We start from the raw sequence: 17,297 nt of genomic DNA on the forward strand, positions 1-17,297 counted from the left end.
CAAACGCCTGTTAACCGGGGCGTTTTTTTATTGCCTGCTGATCATAAATTCCATGGAATCCTGTGTTTTGGGATCAGTCAATTCAAAATTGATCCGGTAGATATTGTCTCCCCATTTCTGTACAATCCCCATGTCCTCGGGGGCCTCAAGTCTTATTTTCTCAATCCCGGGTTTCATTTTTTGCGGATCATATTTTATAACGAAACTGACGATATCGCCCGACGGACCGGTATAAGGAATCAGAATCTCACCTGGGCTCTTCTCTTCAGGTGGATAGATTGTCATGAGATGCTGTACGATATCTCCCGCTTTGTCCAATTGAAAATCATCTCTTACGAGCACATTTTTACCTCTGTTTAAGGTGAATGTTCTATTCCATTGGTTAACTCCCGTTCCCTCAGGATAAGCCGAAGCAATGTCCAGTGACATGACAGCCGCATTCTTCTTCGCATCATATCTTACGTTCTCCGCTTTATATCTGGCACCTGGGAGCTGGGTGTTTTTATTTATTGTCGGGAGATTATGATAGTCTGACCGGTTATACCAAATGGTATAGCGCTCATCACTGAAAGTTTTTCGTGTATAGGTACCTCTGCCGACATCAATCAATAGGGGCAAACCGTCATAATACACCACGTAGTTACCTATATCATTGTGGTTATGGCTTTCATCATTGTGCCCTCCTTTTGCGGCTAGAAAAAAACCATCCGTAGTCCCTTCATTGTCCCTTGCCACCATCACCTGGATATCCGGAAGCCACACATCTTTGGGAAGGGGTAAACCTTGGGAAGCATTTTGATACTCCTCCTGAATGAACAATTCGAAAAGGTTTCTGAAATAGTGGAATCTGGGCAAAGTACCGGAACCCGATTCCCTGTAATACGCTCCGAATTTCATCATATCCGCATCTCCAATGTCCTTTCCGTAACGGTAAATCATACTGGCGGACATCCCCGGCTGCGGATCCGCATCTGCAAAATTCAAAAAATACTTATCACTGATTTGGGCCCGGTATATGAACTTGCCCATGTTTTTTACTTTTTCGTTTTCGTAAACGTATTGAAATGCATTGTTGCTCGCAGAATTGAGCAAAGAAATATTGTCGTACAAGGAGGCAGCTGCCGCACCCCAATAGCTGGGTCCCTCATCACAGCCTCCATCATTTGGATAAGGATTCAAAAATTCATCCAAAACCACCAAGGCCCTGTGAACCAAAGCCAACCTTTTGCTCTCGTCCTTCTCCAATAACAACGCTGAATTGATCCAATTGGAACATATCCATGGGTTCCAGTTGTTGGGTGGTCTGCCATTGGAATTTTTGGTCATCCAGCCATGGTGTCGGTTCATCAACGGCTCAAAAATCCTGTTGTTGGTTTCATGGTATATCCGCTTTCTGATTTGGGGGGAGATTTCGTCAAATTTCTCCCCGAAGAAGTAATCTGCCCAAGCCAGGTAGGTGGCGGTTTCAGCAGCAAACAAATCCACAAAAGGATTGGACGTGTCCATGAGCCCGGAATATTCCTTTGTTTTGGGCAAGTGTGCCGGAACACCCCAAAAGGACTCTTCACAAATGGACCATATGCCATTGATGATGGGATCAATAAACCTTCCCTTGTTTTCATAAATCTCAGCCAGCATCATCGTCCCCAGCACCCTTCTCTTTTCAAAGCTCACAACTTGGTATTCATTGCGGTCCCCCGTCCGTTCTATAAGCAGGGATTTGGTGGCAGGAATATAAGGCCACTCATAACCTTCATAATCATCGGCGGCTTTTAAAAAGGCCTGCATCATCGCCTCATCTGCTTTTGACCAGCTTTCCCGGTCATCCAATTTGGGGAAGGGTTGCCAATCCTGATGGGGAATCAACACGTCAGAAAGGGAAAATAAAGAGTATCTCCCACTCATTAAATTCTGCGCTGTCAGGTCGGATTGGAGAAAAACCGCCAAACAGCATAATAAACATACTATGAACTTTTTCATCGCTTATTTTGGGTTTACATTCGAAACATTATCCCATCGACTCTCCGGTTTAGGCATATATGCAAAACCGGTTAGATGTGGTGCTTTTTTAATTCATCGTTGTTCCACGCTTATTTTATTCGTGTTCTTAAAGGGTATTTCCAAGTGCCATGTTTCATCTTCCACGGTTATTCTCAAACTGACGCCATAACTATCTTCAGATATGACTTCAGCCTGGACATCCGGTTGCTCCGTTTCGTAGGGAAGTATGAACCATATCAATGTAGACTCTCTATCGACTTCCGCCGTAAAAATGCTCACCGTATTCGGCTCAACCTTATTATATTCCTCACTATACCATCCTTGGACAACAGGCTCTTCCTGTCCTTTAACTTGATCCAGCTGCCAATCTATAGAACTTAAAGACTGTAGATAAAGATTGCCATGGTCATTCAAAGTTTTAACCAAATGTCTCCCGAACCGTTCTACCTCACAATCCGGGTGCCAGTGCCAAAGGGCATTGATTTGCCTGGGACGGTCACTGATCACTTTATCCAAAATGATCCAAAATTTATCCCTTAGGTAAAAGAGTGTTCTTTGATGGGTAGTATGGCCTTCCATATTTTCAAAATCGCTGAAACTTTCCCAAGCATAATCATAGGCATCTGTAATACTGACCTGATTATCACCTAAAGGTTTCTCTGTTTTTCTGAGGCCAGGCCCCTGCCCGTTTCCATCTATCAACAAAACATTGTGACTTGCACTACCCAAAGCATAAGGGCGGAATTTATCCGCCAAATCCCCTCTGTAAGCAAAACGTCCAGCATCTACCAACAGGTCCCTCCCAAACGCGGCTATCGACACATGCAACTTGTCATTGTGCTGGTGACCGGTTCCCCAAGGGCCAATATCAAAAAAAGACCAGTGGGCGTCCTTTTTATACCCGCTGCGTGAAATCAGATGGCCGGCATAAGGGAAAACTATCGACGGAGGACCTTTTGGTCGCTCTCCTGCCAAACCATTAGAGGCAATATATTGCCAATCCGGTCTACCATATTCGGCCGCCGCTGTCAACACCGCATTTCTGTTATGTTTTTTGTCTGCATCATTGTTCAAAAGTCCATACCCATCAGGCCGGATGGTATACGCAATATAGTTCCACATACTTTCTAACTGCGTCAGGAAGCCTTCCGGGAGATCCTCACCTACTTCTTCAACTATCTGCCGGAACTGATCAAAATTATTCAAAGACACCTGATGATAGCTGGAGGTAAGCTCTGTCTGCGCTCCGTCCGGATATATCTGATCGGCAAGGCTTTCAGTCATGGTGGATTTGGCATAAGCCATCCAGTCCCGGGAGTCCTTAAATTCCGGCCAGGCAGCGGAGAGTTTTGCCAGTCCCGACATTTCCATGGTCAGCCAGTTATTCTGTCCATGGAAGTTTCTGGCGTAATGGGCATGGTCCGGCAAACTGCTGAGCATCAACAGCCGGGTGGCATCCGTAAAATACCCGGAATCCAAAAGGCCGTAAAAAACATCCGTCCAACTTTTCACCCGAAAACTCACTTCCAGGCCCCTCCACATGGCTGTCGCACTCTTTTTGCCCGGATAAGGCACGCTTTGTATTACCCAATCTTTGATGAAGGCGTCCATGGCCATGGCATAAGCAGGTTCATTTGTCAAAAGATGGGCATCATATAGAGTTTGAAGCGGATAATGCCTATTGAGTGCCCAAGCCCATTCCTGATCTTCCGAGGGGCCTTTAAAATCCCATTGCAGCATCCCTTGGATGTTTCTGGGCACCTTTGCTCTCTGCTGGTAAAATATGAACACATCCTCAAGCATTTCCTTGGCGGAATGAATCAGATTCTCCTCTTCTTCTGTTTTGATCTCTTGCCTTACAAAGCGCGGCAGTGGTTTCCTTCTATAATAGATGAGTAATTCCTCTCCTGCGCGTACGTAGTCATTGTTTTTCACCGCTGACTTCACTTTTTCGAGACCGGCTCTGTCCAGATCCAGGAAGGTAAAAAGCCTTTCTACCCTATCCGGATAGGCCCCATAAACGTCTTCCACGGTCCGGAAGTCCTTCCCGACCGACAGTGCCAATGCAGAAAAGCAAAGCAAAAAAGGAACAAGGCATCCAATATAAGCCCCAGGTCTGATCATTTTCATGTATATCTTGGGTTTCCTCTTTTAGTAAGATGTCTCACAACTGTTGAACCGCCCCCTTCTCATTCCAACTCATACAAATACAGTTGGCTGGACTCCGGCCATGGTTCCGGATAGGGCCTGTCCCTATTACGTGGCAAAGTCTCCCATTTCAGCACATAACTTTTGGTGCCTTCACCAGGGTTTAAATCGCTTTGAGTTCTGATTTCCAGACCTGGAAAATCCCCCTCCACTTGCCGCTCCGCTATGATGGAGGCTGGTTTCAATACTTCTCCAACAGGGTTCAAATCCTTGTCCAGCAATATTGTTCCCTCACCGTATTTAATATGGTCGTATCCAAGTTCGTAACGGCCATCTTCCCTTCTTTTGAAATCGCCAACCCTTACCTCAAAGTTGATACTCCCTCCGCCGGAAAACTCCCAGCGGTAGTCCCAATCAGTCACCTGTTTGTAATCCCATTTCCCTGCTGTCGCTTTGGCCACATAAAACTGGAGATTGCCTTCCTCATCATATTTGTGGTAAGCCATAATGGGGTTTAAATCTTCATCCAGGCACAGTTTAGCTGCCAGGTTGATGATGCCGCCCTTCACCGGAATAGGGGCCACAATCACCGGTTTCTGATCGAATGTAACCGGGAGCGACACAGGTTCCCCAAAAGCATCGTACCAATTCTTCAAGTCAGGACTCTTGATATAAGACAGGTCGTGGTTGGTGGAGCAGTCGGGGGTATCTCTCCATACCCAATACATATGATACCAATTGTCCTCCCTCAATTCGGGCTGAGAGGCATAGGCATTCATTTCTCCCTGCCCATCCGTCAGGGCCGCATCCAAAAGGCGGCTCCATTTGCCCGTTTCTGTAGCGTAGATGTTATAGATTTCGTTGCCATCCCCACTTCCCCCATCCCGGTAATGGAATACCAAATCTCCTTCTTCTGTGGTCATGAATTTGGGGTAAGTACATCGGGTTTCATTGCTTCCTGTCATTTCCCAAACTTGCTCCAGTGACGTGATATCATAGGGCTTAGTCCCCTTAAAGTACGTCAGCGGATGCACATGCATGTTACCTGACAGGTGGACGTACCCTTCTTTATCCATGGCCATGGTAATGGAATTATGGCTGTCCCAATTCAAAACTGTACTGGTCCCTTTGCCTTCATCCCTGCCAAATACCGGCATTTTATGCAATTGAAAATTGTCTTCATTAAGCATCCTTTGCCCCACCACCATGTGCCGGTCTTCATTGTAATAAGCGATGTACTGCCGATCGCCTTGCGTCATTAATGCAAAACCAACGGGATGACCCGCCCAAACCTTATCGATGGCAATGATCTTGGTGATGGATTTTCCCTGATCCCGCTCATCAATGGTGACAAACCTGTCCTGTCCCTTCTCTTTGGCACAAGAGAGCAACAGGACCGGGACCAAGGTATACATCAGTTTTCGTAAAGTAGTATGAATGGGTTTAGAGATCATAATTTTTTCGCTATTTCCAATTTTTCAAATTACGGCCATGTTTTTTCACTTTTTCCAGTGCCTTTTCAGGGACGAGTACCACCTGCAAAGCAAAGTCTTCATCACCGGAAGCCTCATATTCAAAACCAACCATGATGGTACCTGGGTTGGGTTCATCATAGTCTGTGGCCGGTTCCGTACTCCAGGTCTTCCATTTTACCCCCTTCCCACCCTGAGCCATCAGATAAAGTTTTTTGCCGTCCTTGGTCAAAACAGCCCTGTCATTTTCGATGGTTACTTCTGCTGGGGTGAGCATATTCCAGCGGATGGTGGATGGGGAGGAATTGGCTTTAATTTCGTCCCTGACCAGGACATAGCGGCCATCCACGATGCCGACTCCCCTGGTAATGTTTTTAGCCTGTCCCTCATAGGTTTCTGTAATATTTGAAATGGCAAAGGGAAAAGAATCGGAATCACCAAAACGATCAATTTTGGCATATCCCTCTACCCTTTGGTGGGCGCCATCTATGGTCAAGGTATTGTGTACAAAATTATTCAAACGGAAAACGGTCCACCGTTGTGCGTCCTGGGTGCGGCCAAAAAGCTGAATTCCCTTTGATTCCAGCGACTCGTAATTTTGACTTCCAAAATCCATGGCCCAACGCACCCCATCCGCCTCCATGATAAATGACCCAATGTCCATGTGCCCGTGGTTGACGGAAGCGGATCCCGCTTTGAACCCAAGATAAATGGCGTCAGGATCCGTCCAAGAAGTCCGTATGAGTGCGACAGGATTGGGCCCCTGGCCCACCCATACCTTCCTTGTAGGTGCGGGAATACCGTTTAGAGATGTGTTTCTCCCCCATACCATGGCCGCCGGCAGCACCCTGTTTCTGGTCAACCGACTCAAATCGGCTGCATCCAGATGGTGCTTTTCTACCCAAAGAAGAGAGGGACTTTGGCTTTTTTGGGCGAACCAAAACATGGCCGGGGTCAGGCTGCCGTATCCGCCGCCGGCATCTCCCCAGTTGTAGGACAGTCCAGTCACCCCTGTCATGTTTTTATAAAAACCGGCCGTCTCCATGAAGCCCTGGATTTCACTCAAACCGAAGTCTGTCCCATAAATGTTTTCCACGGCATCCAGGAACAACACGTTAAAGGTGGTTCCATAACCCCAGTAGCCATACCCTTCAGGATATGCTCCATCAGGCTTGTAATCTTCCATGGCCAGGGGAATGGTTTTGATTGCCCTTTCAATGGTCTTCTGCGCAAGTTTAGGTTGGTCCTCATAAATGGCGAATGCGCCAAAAACCATCCCGGCATTGCAGACTTGGTTCCAATTATGGGTGGCCTTCAGAAACCAATTATAATCCTCGTTATATGAAGGTTCCAAACCATGTTTGACGATGGCGTTGCTAATGGTCTTTCTGGTATCCAACGACAAGGCATCATACATCCAATCATACCCGATAGCTAAGGCCATGGTCATTTCCGCCACATCCAAAAAATGGGTTGGGTTCCAATCGCTGAATCCGGCAATTGTCAACATTTCTTTCTCGGCCCTTTCCACATACTTTTGCTCTCCGGTCAGCCTGTAGGCATAGCTCAGATGGAAAATCCTGCGCAAGGCCTCTCTGGATACCGAAAGCAGCCGTCGGCCGATTTGTTTCCGTTCCAACAGCCCTTCGTCATCAAGCCTGTCAGCCTCATTGATAATGGCTTCATGCAGTTTGTACCATTGTTTGTCTTTGGATATCAAACCCTTGATCTCATTTTCCTCTCCCTTCATCAGCAGCAGCCGAGGGTGTTCAGTTACCGGTAACTGTTTGGGAATGTTTTGCCCATGGGTAAAAATGGACAGCTGCAATAAAATCCCCAATACTACAAATCGAATAATCTGATAATTCATGTATGTCATTTTTTTAAAGGTCGACTGTTACACTTTTCCCGGCATAAACGTCCCTGGGAAGATCCACAGCAATCTCACTGTATTCATTTTGTGGGTTCCATGCTCCGGCAAAGCCCGCTTCGGTATGGTTTACAGGCACATTTATCCTGAAATGCATTTTACCCAGCTTTCTGGCCGGGTCGGCTACTGTTATTTTCTTGATGGCCTTGCCATCCATTTGCAGGATTACTTGACCCGGGCCGTCCATGATTACTTTCATCCCTTCGCCTAAATCAAGTTCGGCGGATTGGTAAAACACCAACTGGTATATGCCCAGCCCCTTGTGCTTCACCGCCTGCACGTCTTTTGTATTGGCGAGTATCTGAAGGCGGGAGGCATGATCATATGAAGCAGCCTGCTCCCGGTTTACGCCCGGCAGCACAATATAGGCATAACTTCCTTCCGATGGCCTGCTGCCATGGTCCACCCACAATTTGAAAATGTCCATGGTAACATCTTCCTTCGGCGCACTGGTCTGTTTGCTGATATCGGTCCAGTTCCCGGTCACCGGGCCATGAAACAAATGTACCTTTTGGGGTTCAGGAAATACATAAGCCATCCGGTCACTGTACACCCATTCCACATGGTCCAATTCATGTTCACCTTTTGGAGAAGCTTTCTGCTCTTTTCCATTTCCGACGACAACATCCCCAAACACCAGGTTTTGATTAACAGTGGTAACCACAGGCCGGTTGGTCCCAGCCTGGATACCTGCTCCCAGACAAACATATTCTTCGTCAAAGAAAAACCAGGATTTTCTGGCCTGGACAGGGTCATGCGGGCTTTTGAAATCAAATGAAGCCACCCCATAAAGCCCGTCTGTTGCCGCTCCCACAAAATCGGTCAATCCGGGACGTTGGATCTGATTCTCATCTGGAAGCGCTTCTTTTTGCAGGATTGTAGCCCCAGGCACTTTTTGATAATCCATCACAGGGTATATGTCGTAATATTCCTCTCCCGTCAACAGAACATGGTTAGCCCCATCACCTCTGTGGTGGTTTTTCAGGCCCTCACTGTTATAGGGTTCCTCCATGTTCCGGTTACGGGTGGAATACATCCTCACGGAAGCATAATAATGAGGCCTTTGAAAGGTGAAATGCTCAGAGTGCCAGAAAAATGTACTATGGGAAAGTGATACCTCATCCAATTCCCCTTCCCGGAACTTAATGATCTCCTCCAGCTCCTCCTTTCTGTAATCAGTGGCTTGCATCAGCTTTTTTGGCGTATGGGCATCCATTGGATTCAGCGCCCCCTTCCTCGCCACGCTCCTGTTTTTCGCTCCCGGGTCGGGGTATTTCCCAAACACCATGGTTTTACATATCCCATCCAGGTAATAATCTACTAATTGTTTGATTTTTTCATCTGAGAAGGCATAATCCGTGCCGGCCACATATACCGCCCATTCCACAAACGCATCCGCGTACCCAAGTCCATATGACAACGTATTATTGACCCTGTCGTGCCTGTGGTGGAAACTGTAGTCATGCTGCATGCCTCTTTCCCCGGAGGAAAATTTGATCTCCCCCTCTATCACCTTAATGACTTCATCAAATTGTTGCTTATCCTCCCTGAATAACAGGTTCTTGGCCAGTATCCCCGCAATCTTGATTCTGTCCCCACTGGGCCTGGCTCCTGAAGCTTCCAAATGGGCTCTGCCGATCATGGGCTGGGCTTTCTCAACCAGCTCTTTTGGCATGTCACTTCCGGCCAAAAGCATGACTGCTACCAAGTTGGTGGGCGTGCCTATCTGGTTGTGCCACCAGTTTTCGCAGAAGTAGTCCTTTTCTACCCAGTGGGCCAAGGCCTTTTGGATCGCTTGCCTGACTTTCCGGTTGTTTCTGTATCTACCGCCTTTGGCCTGGTAAGCTTTGCTCAGCGTTACCATGTTGGCTGTATGGATCCTGTGCTCAAAACCGGTTCTGGAGACATCCTCATAGTTGATGCCCGGCCAGGTACCGTCCTCTCTCTGGGTATTTAATAAATCCTCAATTTCATTGTTGTCCACCCCAGAAGATAGGAGTTCATCCATGACTCTTTTTTTGATGACATCTATTTCGGATGCCAGCGCTATATGGCCAGTGATGGCCATTATGCATAAAAGCATAAAAATCCCAAAAAGCCTCCTAAAAGTCTCTTGGTTAATGTCAAATTTGCTTATTCGTTTGATCATTGGGGTTTATTGTTAGTTAAAATCTCCTTACACAGCGTACCGCGTAATTAGACCCTTTGTTTTGTGAATACTGTCCGCCGTAACCTTTGAAGTTTTGCCCCCATACGAAACCTATATTGTATTCCGTGGAACTCCAGTACATTTCCTGGTCAAAGCCTCCTATTTCCTTTCTAAGCTGGTAAATCATCTCCAACTCAGCTTTAGAAGGCAGGTACCAATCACCATAGCCACCGAAGGTACATTCGTTGCAGACCCTGGCGGCAAAACTGCCTGTGATATCGTCCCCGGTCTGTTGGGCAATAATCAATGCGGTGTTTGCCTGGCCTGCATAAATACCGTCTCCTCTGGCATTGGTAACCCTATCACCATGGTCCCCGTACATTTGCGGGTTTTTTGCCCTTCCATTTCTCCAGGATATGCCTTGGTTTTGGTCTGAGGTCGCCGCTACCAACCCGTGTTTTCCGGTATCATCCACCCATATCACCTTGCCCCCTCCGAATGATTCTCCAATATAATGTCTGCCGTCTTCATTTGGCTGATCAGACTTTTTAGCCTTTGCCAACCGAAGGCCCTCCTCCACGTCAGGCGCACCGGGTTTGAAATCACCGTTTTGCAGCGTGATGCTTTTCCCTGCGTCTTGTCCCACAGGCAGCCGTATCAGTACCTTGCTGGTGCTCCCATTTTGACTGGCTTTCCAACCTTGACCCTGCCCCCTGAAATCTCCGCTCAGCTCCAATTCAAAAACCTCCAGTTTTCTGGTTGGGTCGGCTACCGTGATTTTTTTCACGACAGGCCCGGATGTCTCCAGTATAACCAGACCAGGCGACCGGGAAGTTAAAGCCAGGTTTTCGGAAATCGAAACCGTTTCAGGTTCATAAAACACTACTTGGGTAATGTTCAGCTTTTGCTGTTGTACTGCCTGGATTTTTGTCGTGTTGGAAAGTATACTTATGGATTGGGACGGTTTATATTGATCCACCTCTGAACGCCCGATCCCCGGCACCACTACATATTCATAGGATTCCATTTTGGGCCTGACGCCGTGGTCAAGCCACAAGGAAAATATATCTTTCGTCAGCGGTGGCTTGTTCTGTACCCGTTGGGTATTGACAATGTCTTGCCAGGAACCTGTAAAAGAATCACCCGAAAGGGATACCTGAGAAGGATTTGGAAAAAAATAAGCTACACTGTCATGAAAGACCCAGTCAACGTCTTTGATCTGATGTTCTCCCTTTTTCAGCTTTTTTTCTTTCCCCCCTGATTTCACAATAATATCCGTGTTCAGCAAAGTTTGGTTGATGGTAGTAAAAACGGGATAATCTGCATCGGATTGAATTCCTGTACCCAGGCAAACGTATTCATCATCGAAGAAAAACCAGGATTTTCGGGCCACCAGCGGGTCATGGGGACTGATAAAATCAAAAACCGCGGCACCATACAAACCATCTGACACCGCCCCCACAAAATCTGTTTTTCCTTTCTTTACAATCTGGTTCCAATGGGGAATTTCAGGTTTTTGGACCACAGTAGTCCCCGGTATTTTTTGCCAATCCCAGGCGGGGAAAATGTTGTAATATTCTCTTCCGGTCCTGGATATAAAATTGGACCCGTCAGCATAATGGTGATGCTTAAGAGACTCCTCATTATGCGGATATTCCATGTTGTGGTTTCTGTCCGAAAACATGCGGACGGAAGCAAAATAACCGGGCCGCTGATGACTGAAGTATTCCGAATGCCAAAAAAACCGATTCGCCCTTAAATCCGGTTTTGATTTGCCATCCCTTATGTCGGCGATTTTTTCCAGCTCACCACGGCGATAGTCAGACACTTTCAGCAGCGCCCTTGGCAATTCAGGTCCTATCGGATTAAGCGAACCTTCCCTGGCCATCCCCCGGTTAATTACACCAGGATCTTTGTACCAGCCATGGACCATGGATTTGCAGATACCATCCAGGTAATAATCAATCAATAATTTCAGCGCTCCTTCCGGAATGCTATAATCTGTCCCATCCAGTCTATATGCCCAATTGGCAAAAGTAGCGGCATATCCGGTCCCATAGGCCAAAATAGAAGTAACCCGGTCTGTTCTGTGATGGAAACCCAAATCAGGTTTGATCCCCAACCCTGAAGTCACTTTCACCTCAGCGACCATGGCATCCACGGCCTTCCTCAAAGTTTCTTCATCCTCTTCGAATAAGGCCAACTCTGCCACGATGCCCGCGATTTTGATAAGGTCTCCTCCCGGCCTCGCTCCCCACGCCTGTAGATTTCCCCTTCTGGCGAATCCGGAAAGGGCTTTAATTTGCTCTTGGGTGAGTTCATCTCCCACCAACAAAAGGACCGCACTCCAATCCAGGGGATTGGAAATTTCATTGGTATGCCAGTTACTCGCTATAAAATCGTGATCAGCCCAGTAATCAATCGCCAGTGACAAGGTTCTTTTCACATCGATGCTCCCACGAAAAGGAGAATCGGCCTTTTTGTAAGCCAAACTGAGGTTCCTGATATGGGTGACATGGGCTTTCTGCTGGAATCCCGTGCGTGAAACATCCTCATAATCAATGCCTGGCCATGAGCCATCTCCATGAATGGTGTTGATCAATACGTTGATCTCATCTGAATCAATGCCTTGCTCCATAAGCTCTTCCAACACCCGTTTTCGGATGGTATCCAGGCCGGGATTGGCTGCGGCCCCTTCGAATAGAGGAGCTGCAGCCCACATGACAACCAGGCAAAACCTAACCAAGGCTTTCATTGATGGCATATCAATTCCCCGATAATTTCACTTTTATCGTATCTTTTCCATTTTTAATGGTCCAGGCAGGCACGCGTATTTCAAGTCTTTTCAGCCCCTCGATCTGACGGTCCAATTCCATCGGAGCCGGATCAAGAGAAATCACCGATACCGTTAAGTTGGGGTGGGAAAGGTTTTCCAGTTTGACTTGCTTGCCGTCCTGACGGAGAATGGCACCGCCATTTACAATTTCCACGTCGGCTTGGGTCATGAGTTGCCAGGTAATGCTTTTGGTGTTTTCATTGATCTCCAGTTGGTCTTCTATCTGGATGGAATTGTCGTCTGGCTTGAAGAAAGTCCTGTGGGCGAGCTTGATATTTTCACCGAATACAGGTGTCAGATCAAATGTGGCTTTGGGCTGGTTTCCTTCCCGGAAATCCAGCAATGCGGCAAAGCCATCATTGACATGAAGTCCTTCATTTACTGTCAATGTACTGTGACCATAATTGTTTTTGGTCAGTAAGGTCCATCTCTCACATTCCTGGCAGTTTCCCCATAAGTTGAATCCGGTTATTTCCAGTTCATTATAGGGCTGGTTCCCCGGATCAATCGCCCAGCGAACCCCGTTCAGTTCCCAGATAAAGGAGCCCGCATCCATATTGCCGTGGCTAATGGTGGCCCTTCCCCCCTTGCCGCCGAAATAATACTGGTCAGGTCCGGGCTTTTCTCCTTTCATGATGACGATGGGGTTGGAACCATCTCCTTTCCAAGCCAAAGGCAGCTGCTGTTCGTTGCTGCTTTTAAACTGAGAAAGCCAGACAAGACCTGCTCCGGCGACTCTATGGAGTTTTCCCATGTTTTTCCCGGGTTGCATGAATTTCTCTTTTTCCAGGTACAAAGGATTGCCTGTCTGATTGGCAAACCACGCCAGAATAATATCACCTGAAGTTCCATGCATGTCACCGCAGTCGGCAAAATTGTAATACCAGCCGGAGGGGGCAATGCTCAACACCCGGAAATCAGCACTTTCTTTAAAAGCAGGGTATTCGGCTATCCCAAAATCAGTCCCAAACGCAGACTCCAGCATGGCGGAGGTCAATACAGAAAAGGCCGTGCCATATCCCCAGTAAGTCGACCCCTCGGGATACACACCATCCGGGCCATACTCGGCCATCGCATGCGGGAGACCATCCAATGACCTGCTGATGGTTTTTGAAGCCAATTCGGGATCTTCATCGGCGATCATGATGGCTGCGGCGATCATGCCCCCGTTACAGACCTGGTTCCAGTTGTTGGTCCCGTTTATCCAACTGCGGTTGCCTTCAAAACTTGGCTTGATGCCTTTTTCTATGAGGGCTTCCTTTGCAAGAGCAACCGTGGATTTGGGCAAATCCCCGCCCACCCAATCAATGGCAAGTGCCACAGCGGTCGACATTTCCGCCACATCCAAAAAGTGGGAAGGGTTCCAATCAGAAAAACGGCATACGGCGTTCAATTCCTCGTCGATTTTTTGAAGCAATTTGGGGTCTTTTTCCATGCGATAGGTCATCCCGAGAACATTGATCCTATACAGCATTTCTCTGGAAGTCCCCAAAAGCCTTCTTCCAACCATGTTTCGGGTAAGCACCGGTTCATCCAATACTTCATAGGCATTGGCTTTAACTGCCTCAAAAAAGTTGCCTACCATGGGATCGTTTTTTATCTGCCGTTTGAGATTTCTTTCCAAGGCAGGCGTCAAAACCAGTTTCGGGCTGGACTTTCGCAGATTTCGTTTTATATAGTTTACGGAAATAGGATTGTCCAGTTTAGGAGGGTCATCGTTTTCTGTGCTTTCGGCTCTCCCTGTAAAAGGAGCCATACTCAACAAAAAGACAGTCAGCAGTAAAGCGGTGATTTTGGGTTTATAATTGTGTTTCATAATATGGGTATTTTAATAATCAGTCAATTAATTTTTAACCATTTTCTTCATTTAACCTGCTCAATAGGTCAGTATGGGTTTCATCAATGTAGGGAATGTCCATGCAAAATGATGGGTCGTATAGGTAATAGGCCTGGCTGTGCCTACATATTCCCCATAGCGCTTGTCATCATAGATCGCTTCCATGGCTTCCATCAGGTTTCCCGGCCAGGAATCCGGAGCGCCGGGTCTTTGCTTCTCATGCCACGGCCAAGCCTCCGGTTCTTTTACATAGTGCAGAAGATAGTCCAACGCCAGTTTTATTGACCGGGAGTTTTCTTCCCACAGAAGCAGATCGGTACCTTCCGTTTGTAGTATGGCCCAGCACGCGGCTGTTATGGGCGCGAGAGAAAAATAAGTATACCACAGCCCCCTGTCCTGCCGGCGCACTTCCTCCGGCATATGCCCGTCTCCCGCAATCTTATCGAAAAGGTCACTTTTGATCAATCGGATATTTTCCTGCATTTCGTCAGGATCATCCAGAAAGACAGCACTCAACACCGAACCGTATCTTCCCCAGTCTGCCCAGTTGTTTTTGCGGTTCCGTATTTCGTTGCAGGCTTGACGATAGACATTCTCCACCCATTCTTGGAATTGTCTCTTGTCCGTGCTCTTCCATATCTCTTCATCTTTCAGTAATTCCGCCGCTATAAGTAAGCCGGGACCTGAATAAGACATGACCAAAGGGCCGTCCGCATCACTGTAGCTTTTGTTGGTTGTTGCCCAGGATTTAAGAAAAAAGATGGCCTTTTGTCCATATTTTAAGTCGCCGTTGAGTTTGAATGCCAGGGCACAGGCATAAGCGTTAAACGAGTCCGTCTGCAGACTTCGGGAATTGTTTCTATGTCCTTCGGCATCCCGGTAAAAGCCGGGTACACTGAAGTCTTCCAATGCGTGATGACCCTGATTCAAAGCATCGTCAGCGTACCCGATGAGTTCCAAATAAGCATCGTAATAAGGTTGTTGTTTTTTTGCTATCTGGTTTTTCACGAAATCAATTTGGGCTTGGGGATGCATGCCGCCACCCAAAGCAAAAGAAACGGGAAGCCCAAAATAAGCAACTAATACCAACGAATTTATTATTAGGTAAATACTTGTATTCATAGGTGATAATTTTGCAGATTTTGAATACATTTAAATAATTATTCCTTCTTAGGAAATATATGAATTATTATCTTTTTTACCTCTTGATTCTCATCCATTCATGTAATTTTCCATAAAAAAACCTGCTGGTGAGAAACCGGTATCATTTCCGGTTTCAATACCAACAGGCTTTTATGTTTTCAAATCAATAATTCTTACTCAATCCCATCCCGGATTCTGGCCCAGGGCCGGGTTTTGGGCCAGGTCATTCAACGGGATCGGCCACAGATAGTCCCTGTTTTCATCAAAGGTGGGGTTTTCCCAATCAGAGTTCTTATATACATCGATATAAGTTTTGCCGTTTTCGGGATCCACACTGGTATGGATAATGGCCCCCGCATATCTTGCCTCAGCAGCAGCATTCCACTGTATGCCCATGTCGGGCTTTTCCAGCTTCCTGCCCTGCTTCCACCGCCTGAGATCATCATAGCGGAAACCTTCTCCAAACAGCTCAATCCTTCTTTCCCTTCTGATTTCAACCAAAAGCGGTGAAATCCCGTCATCGGCGTACCTTGGGTCCATCGGCGGGTTCATATCCAGATGCGCCATGCCCACCCTGTCGCGGAGCAAATTGATGCTCCTGTCCAGGTCGGCCTGGGTGATTTCCCCCAGTTCCGCCATGGCTTCGGCGTAATTCAACAAAGCTTCCGCAAAACGTAAAATAATGGCAGGGGATTCAGCCGTGTTATAAGCCATTCCGATCATGTCGTCCGCATTGTAATGTTTGATGACATGGTATCCCGTGGAGGAAGTCCGTCCACCGGGCTGGCCCTGTATTCTGGGATAAGGCCTGCCGTCGGCATTGTGGTATTGATAAAATTCCGAATCCTCAGGATGAAGTATGGTCTGTCTCAATCTGGGATCCCTGTTCATAAACACATCCTCAATGGCATCGTCACCCTGATAAAGCGGGGAAAGCGTGATGGGCAATCCGTCCTCACAAAGATAGTCTTCCACAAAATCCCGGGTGGCCCCGCCGGAGTAGCTGTAATAGTTCTGCACATGATTGGTCAGGATACCCAGCTGATAACGTCTCCAGACCATTACTTCCGGATTGCCGGAAACATCAAGTATCCGGTGATAGGCATTGTAGTCATGTTCCGGGTCTCCTGTCATGTACAGCGAATAAGGCCCGTTGTCCATCAGTTCCCTGGCCGCATCAGCGGCTTCCCTCAACCACATCTCCGGGTTGGATCCCCCGTGGTATTTTCTCCAGGTACCTTCAAACAGGCAAACCCTGGATTTTATCAGAAGGGCAGCCCAGCGGTTGAGCCTACCCGGCTCATTGCCATCCCCCCAATCATCAGGAATCCATGTGGTGGCAAAATCAAGGTCTGCCAGCACATTGTCCATCACCTGCTCCCGGGGCATCCTTTCGGCAAACAGCTCTTCGGAATCAATGTTGAGTTCTTTGTCCACCCAGGGGGCATCGCCGAACATCTTCACGATGTGGTGATAAAACCATCCCCTGAACAATCTCGCCTCTCCCGCATACTTATTTCTGATATCGTCAGGGATATCCGCATTGGGATAATTTTCCAAGCCAATGTTGATGGCCCTCACAAAATTCCATCCCCGGTAACCGTACCACTGGTTGCCAATACCGGATGAGGAAGTGGGCACAATCTGCTTTCCTGCCCGCACCTGTTGGAAAGGCCGGTGTCTTTCGTGGTTGGGGGCCAGGTTATCGGCAAACCCGTCCAAATGCAGGTAACTGGCCAATTGGCTATCAAACCCGTTGTGATGTCCCAGCAGGATGGGGA

9 protein-coding genes are annotated in these 17,297 nt (G+C 47.4%); all 9 read right to left on the minus strand.

Features of this window, described 5'->3' with window-relative positions:
- Window positions 1-27 precede the first annotated feature (27 nt).
- Window positions 28-1,980: a heparinase II/III domain-containing protein gene (locus ACFPFU_RS05215; protein WP_377062212.1), complete on the minus strand. Its 1,953-nt coding sequence runs from the start codon at window positions 1,978-1,980 to the stop codon at window positions 28-30.
- Window positions 1,981-2,073: 93 nt separating this feature from the next.
- Window positions 2,074-4,131, minus strand: a complete 2,058-nt coding sequence (locus ACFPFU_RS05220) for an alginate lyase family protein (RefSeq protein ID WP_377062214.1) — start codon at window positions 4,129-4,131, stop codon at window positions 2,074-2,076.
- Window positions 4,132-4,190: 59 nt separating this feature from the next.
- The gene (locus tag ACFPFU_RS05225; RefSeq protein ID WP_377062216.1) at window positions 4,191-5,603 is read right to left on the minus strand and encodes a BNR repeat-containing protein; all 1,413 of its coding nucleotides are present in this window, start codon (window positions 5,601-5,603) and stop codon (window positions 4,191-4,193) included.
- A 10-nt stretch (window positions 5,604-5,613) separates the two neighbouring features.
- Window positions 5,614-7,491, minus strand: a complete 1,878-nt coding sequence (locus ACFPFU_RS05230; protein ID WP_377062217.1) for a heparinase II/III domain-containing protein — start codon at window positions 7,489-7,491, stop codon at window positions 5,614-5,616.
- Window positions 7,492-7,504: 13 nt separating this feature from the next.
- Entirely contained in the window at window positions 7,505-9,700 is a 2,196-nt protein-coding gene (locus ACFPFU_RS05235; protein WP_377062219.1) for a polysaccharide lyase family 8 super-sandwich domain-containing protein, read from the minus strand.
- Window positions 9,701-9,716: 16 nt separating this feature from the next.
- Window positions 9,717-12,464 (minus strand): polysaccharide lyase family 8 super-sandwich domain-containing protein, encoded by a 2,748-nt coding sequence (locus ACFPFU_RS05240; RefSeq protein ID WP_377062221.1) that lies wholly within the window; start codon window positions 12,462-12,464, stop codon window positions 9,717-9,719.
- A 1-nt stretch (window position 12,465) separates the two neighbouring features.
- A complete protein-coding gene (locus ACFPFU_RS05245; protein WP_377062223.1) occupies window positions 12,466-14,352 on the minus strand; it encodes a heparinase II/III domain-containing protein in 1,887 nt (628 codons plus the stop codon).
- 60 nt (window positions 14,353-14,412) lie between these two features.
- Window positions 14,413-15,495 carry an alginate lyase family protein gene (locus ACFPFU_RS05250; protein WP_377062225.1) on the minus strand — a complete coding sequence of 361 codons (1,083 nt, stop codon included), beginning with the start codon at window positions 15,493-15,495 and terminating at the stop codon, window positions 14,413-14,415.
- Between the two features lie 198 nt (window positions 15,496-15,693).
- The coding region (locus ACFPFU_RS05255; protein ID WP_377062227.1) for a RagB/SusD family nutrient uptake outer membrane protein at window positions 15,694-17,297 on the minus strand (1,604 nt) is incomplete at its 5' end.

This window comes from Negadavirga shengliensis (assembly GCF_042652345.1).
Taxonomy (GTDB): domain Bacteria; phylum Bacteroidota; class Bacteroidia; order Cytophagales; family Cyclobacteriaceae; genus Negadavirga; species Negadavirga shengliensis.

Coding starts and splice junctions, on each gene's coding strand:
- ACFPFU_RS05215 (WP_377062212.1), bottom strand. CDS start 1,980: ATGAAAAAGTTCATAGTATGTTTATTATGCTGTTTGGCGGTTTTTCTC.
- ACFPFU_RS05220 (WP_377062214.1), bottom strand. CDS start 4,131: ATGAAAATGATCAGACCTGGGGCTTATATTGGATGCCTTGTTCCTTTT.
- ACFPFU_RS05225 (WP_377062216.1), bottom strand. CDS start 5,603: ATGATCTCTAAACCCATTCATACTACTTTACGAAAACTGATGTATACC.
- ACFPFU_RS05230 (WP_377062217.1), bottom strand. CDS start 7,491: ATGAATTATCAGATTATTCGATTTGTAGTATTGGGGATTTTATTGCAG.
- ACFPFU_RS05235 (WP_377062219.1), bottom strand. CDS start 9,700: ATGATCAAACGAATAAGCAAATTTGACATTAACCAAGAGACTTTTAGG.
- ACFPFU_RS05240 (WP_377062221.1), bottom strand. CDS start 12,464: ATGCCATCAATGAAAGCCTTGGTTAGGTTTTGCCTGGTTGTCATGTGG.
- ACFPFU_RS05245 (WP_377062223.1), bottom strand. CDS start 14,352: ATGAAACACAATTATAAACCCAAAATCACCGCTTTACTGCTGACTGTC.
- ACFPFU_RS05250 (WP_377062225.1), bottom strand. CDS start 15,495: ATGAATACAAGTATTTACCTAATAATAAATTCGTTGGTATTAGTTGCT.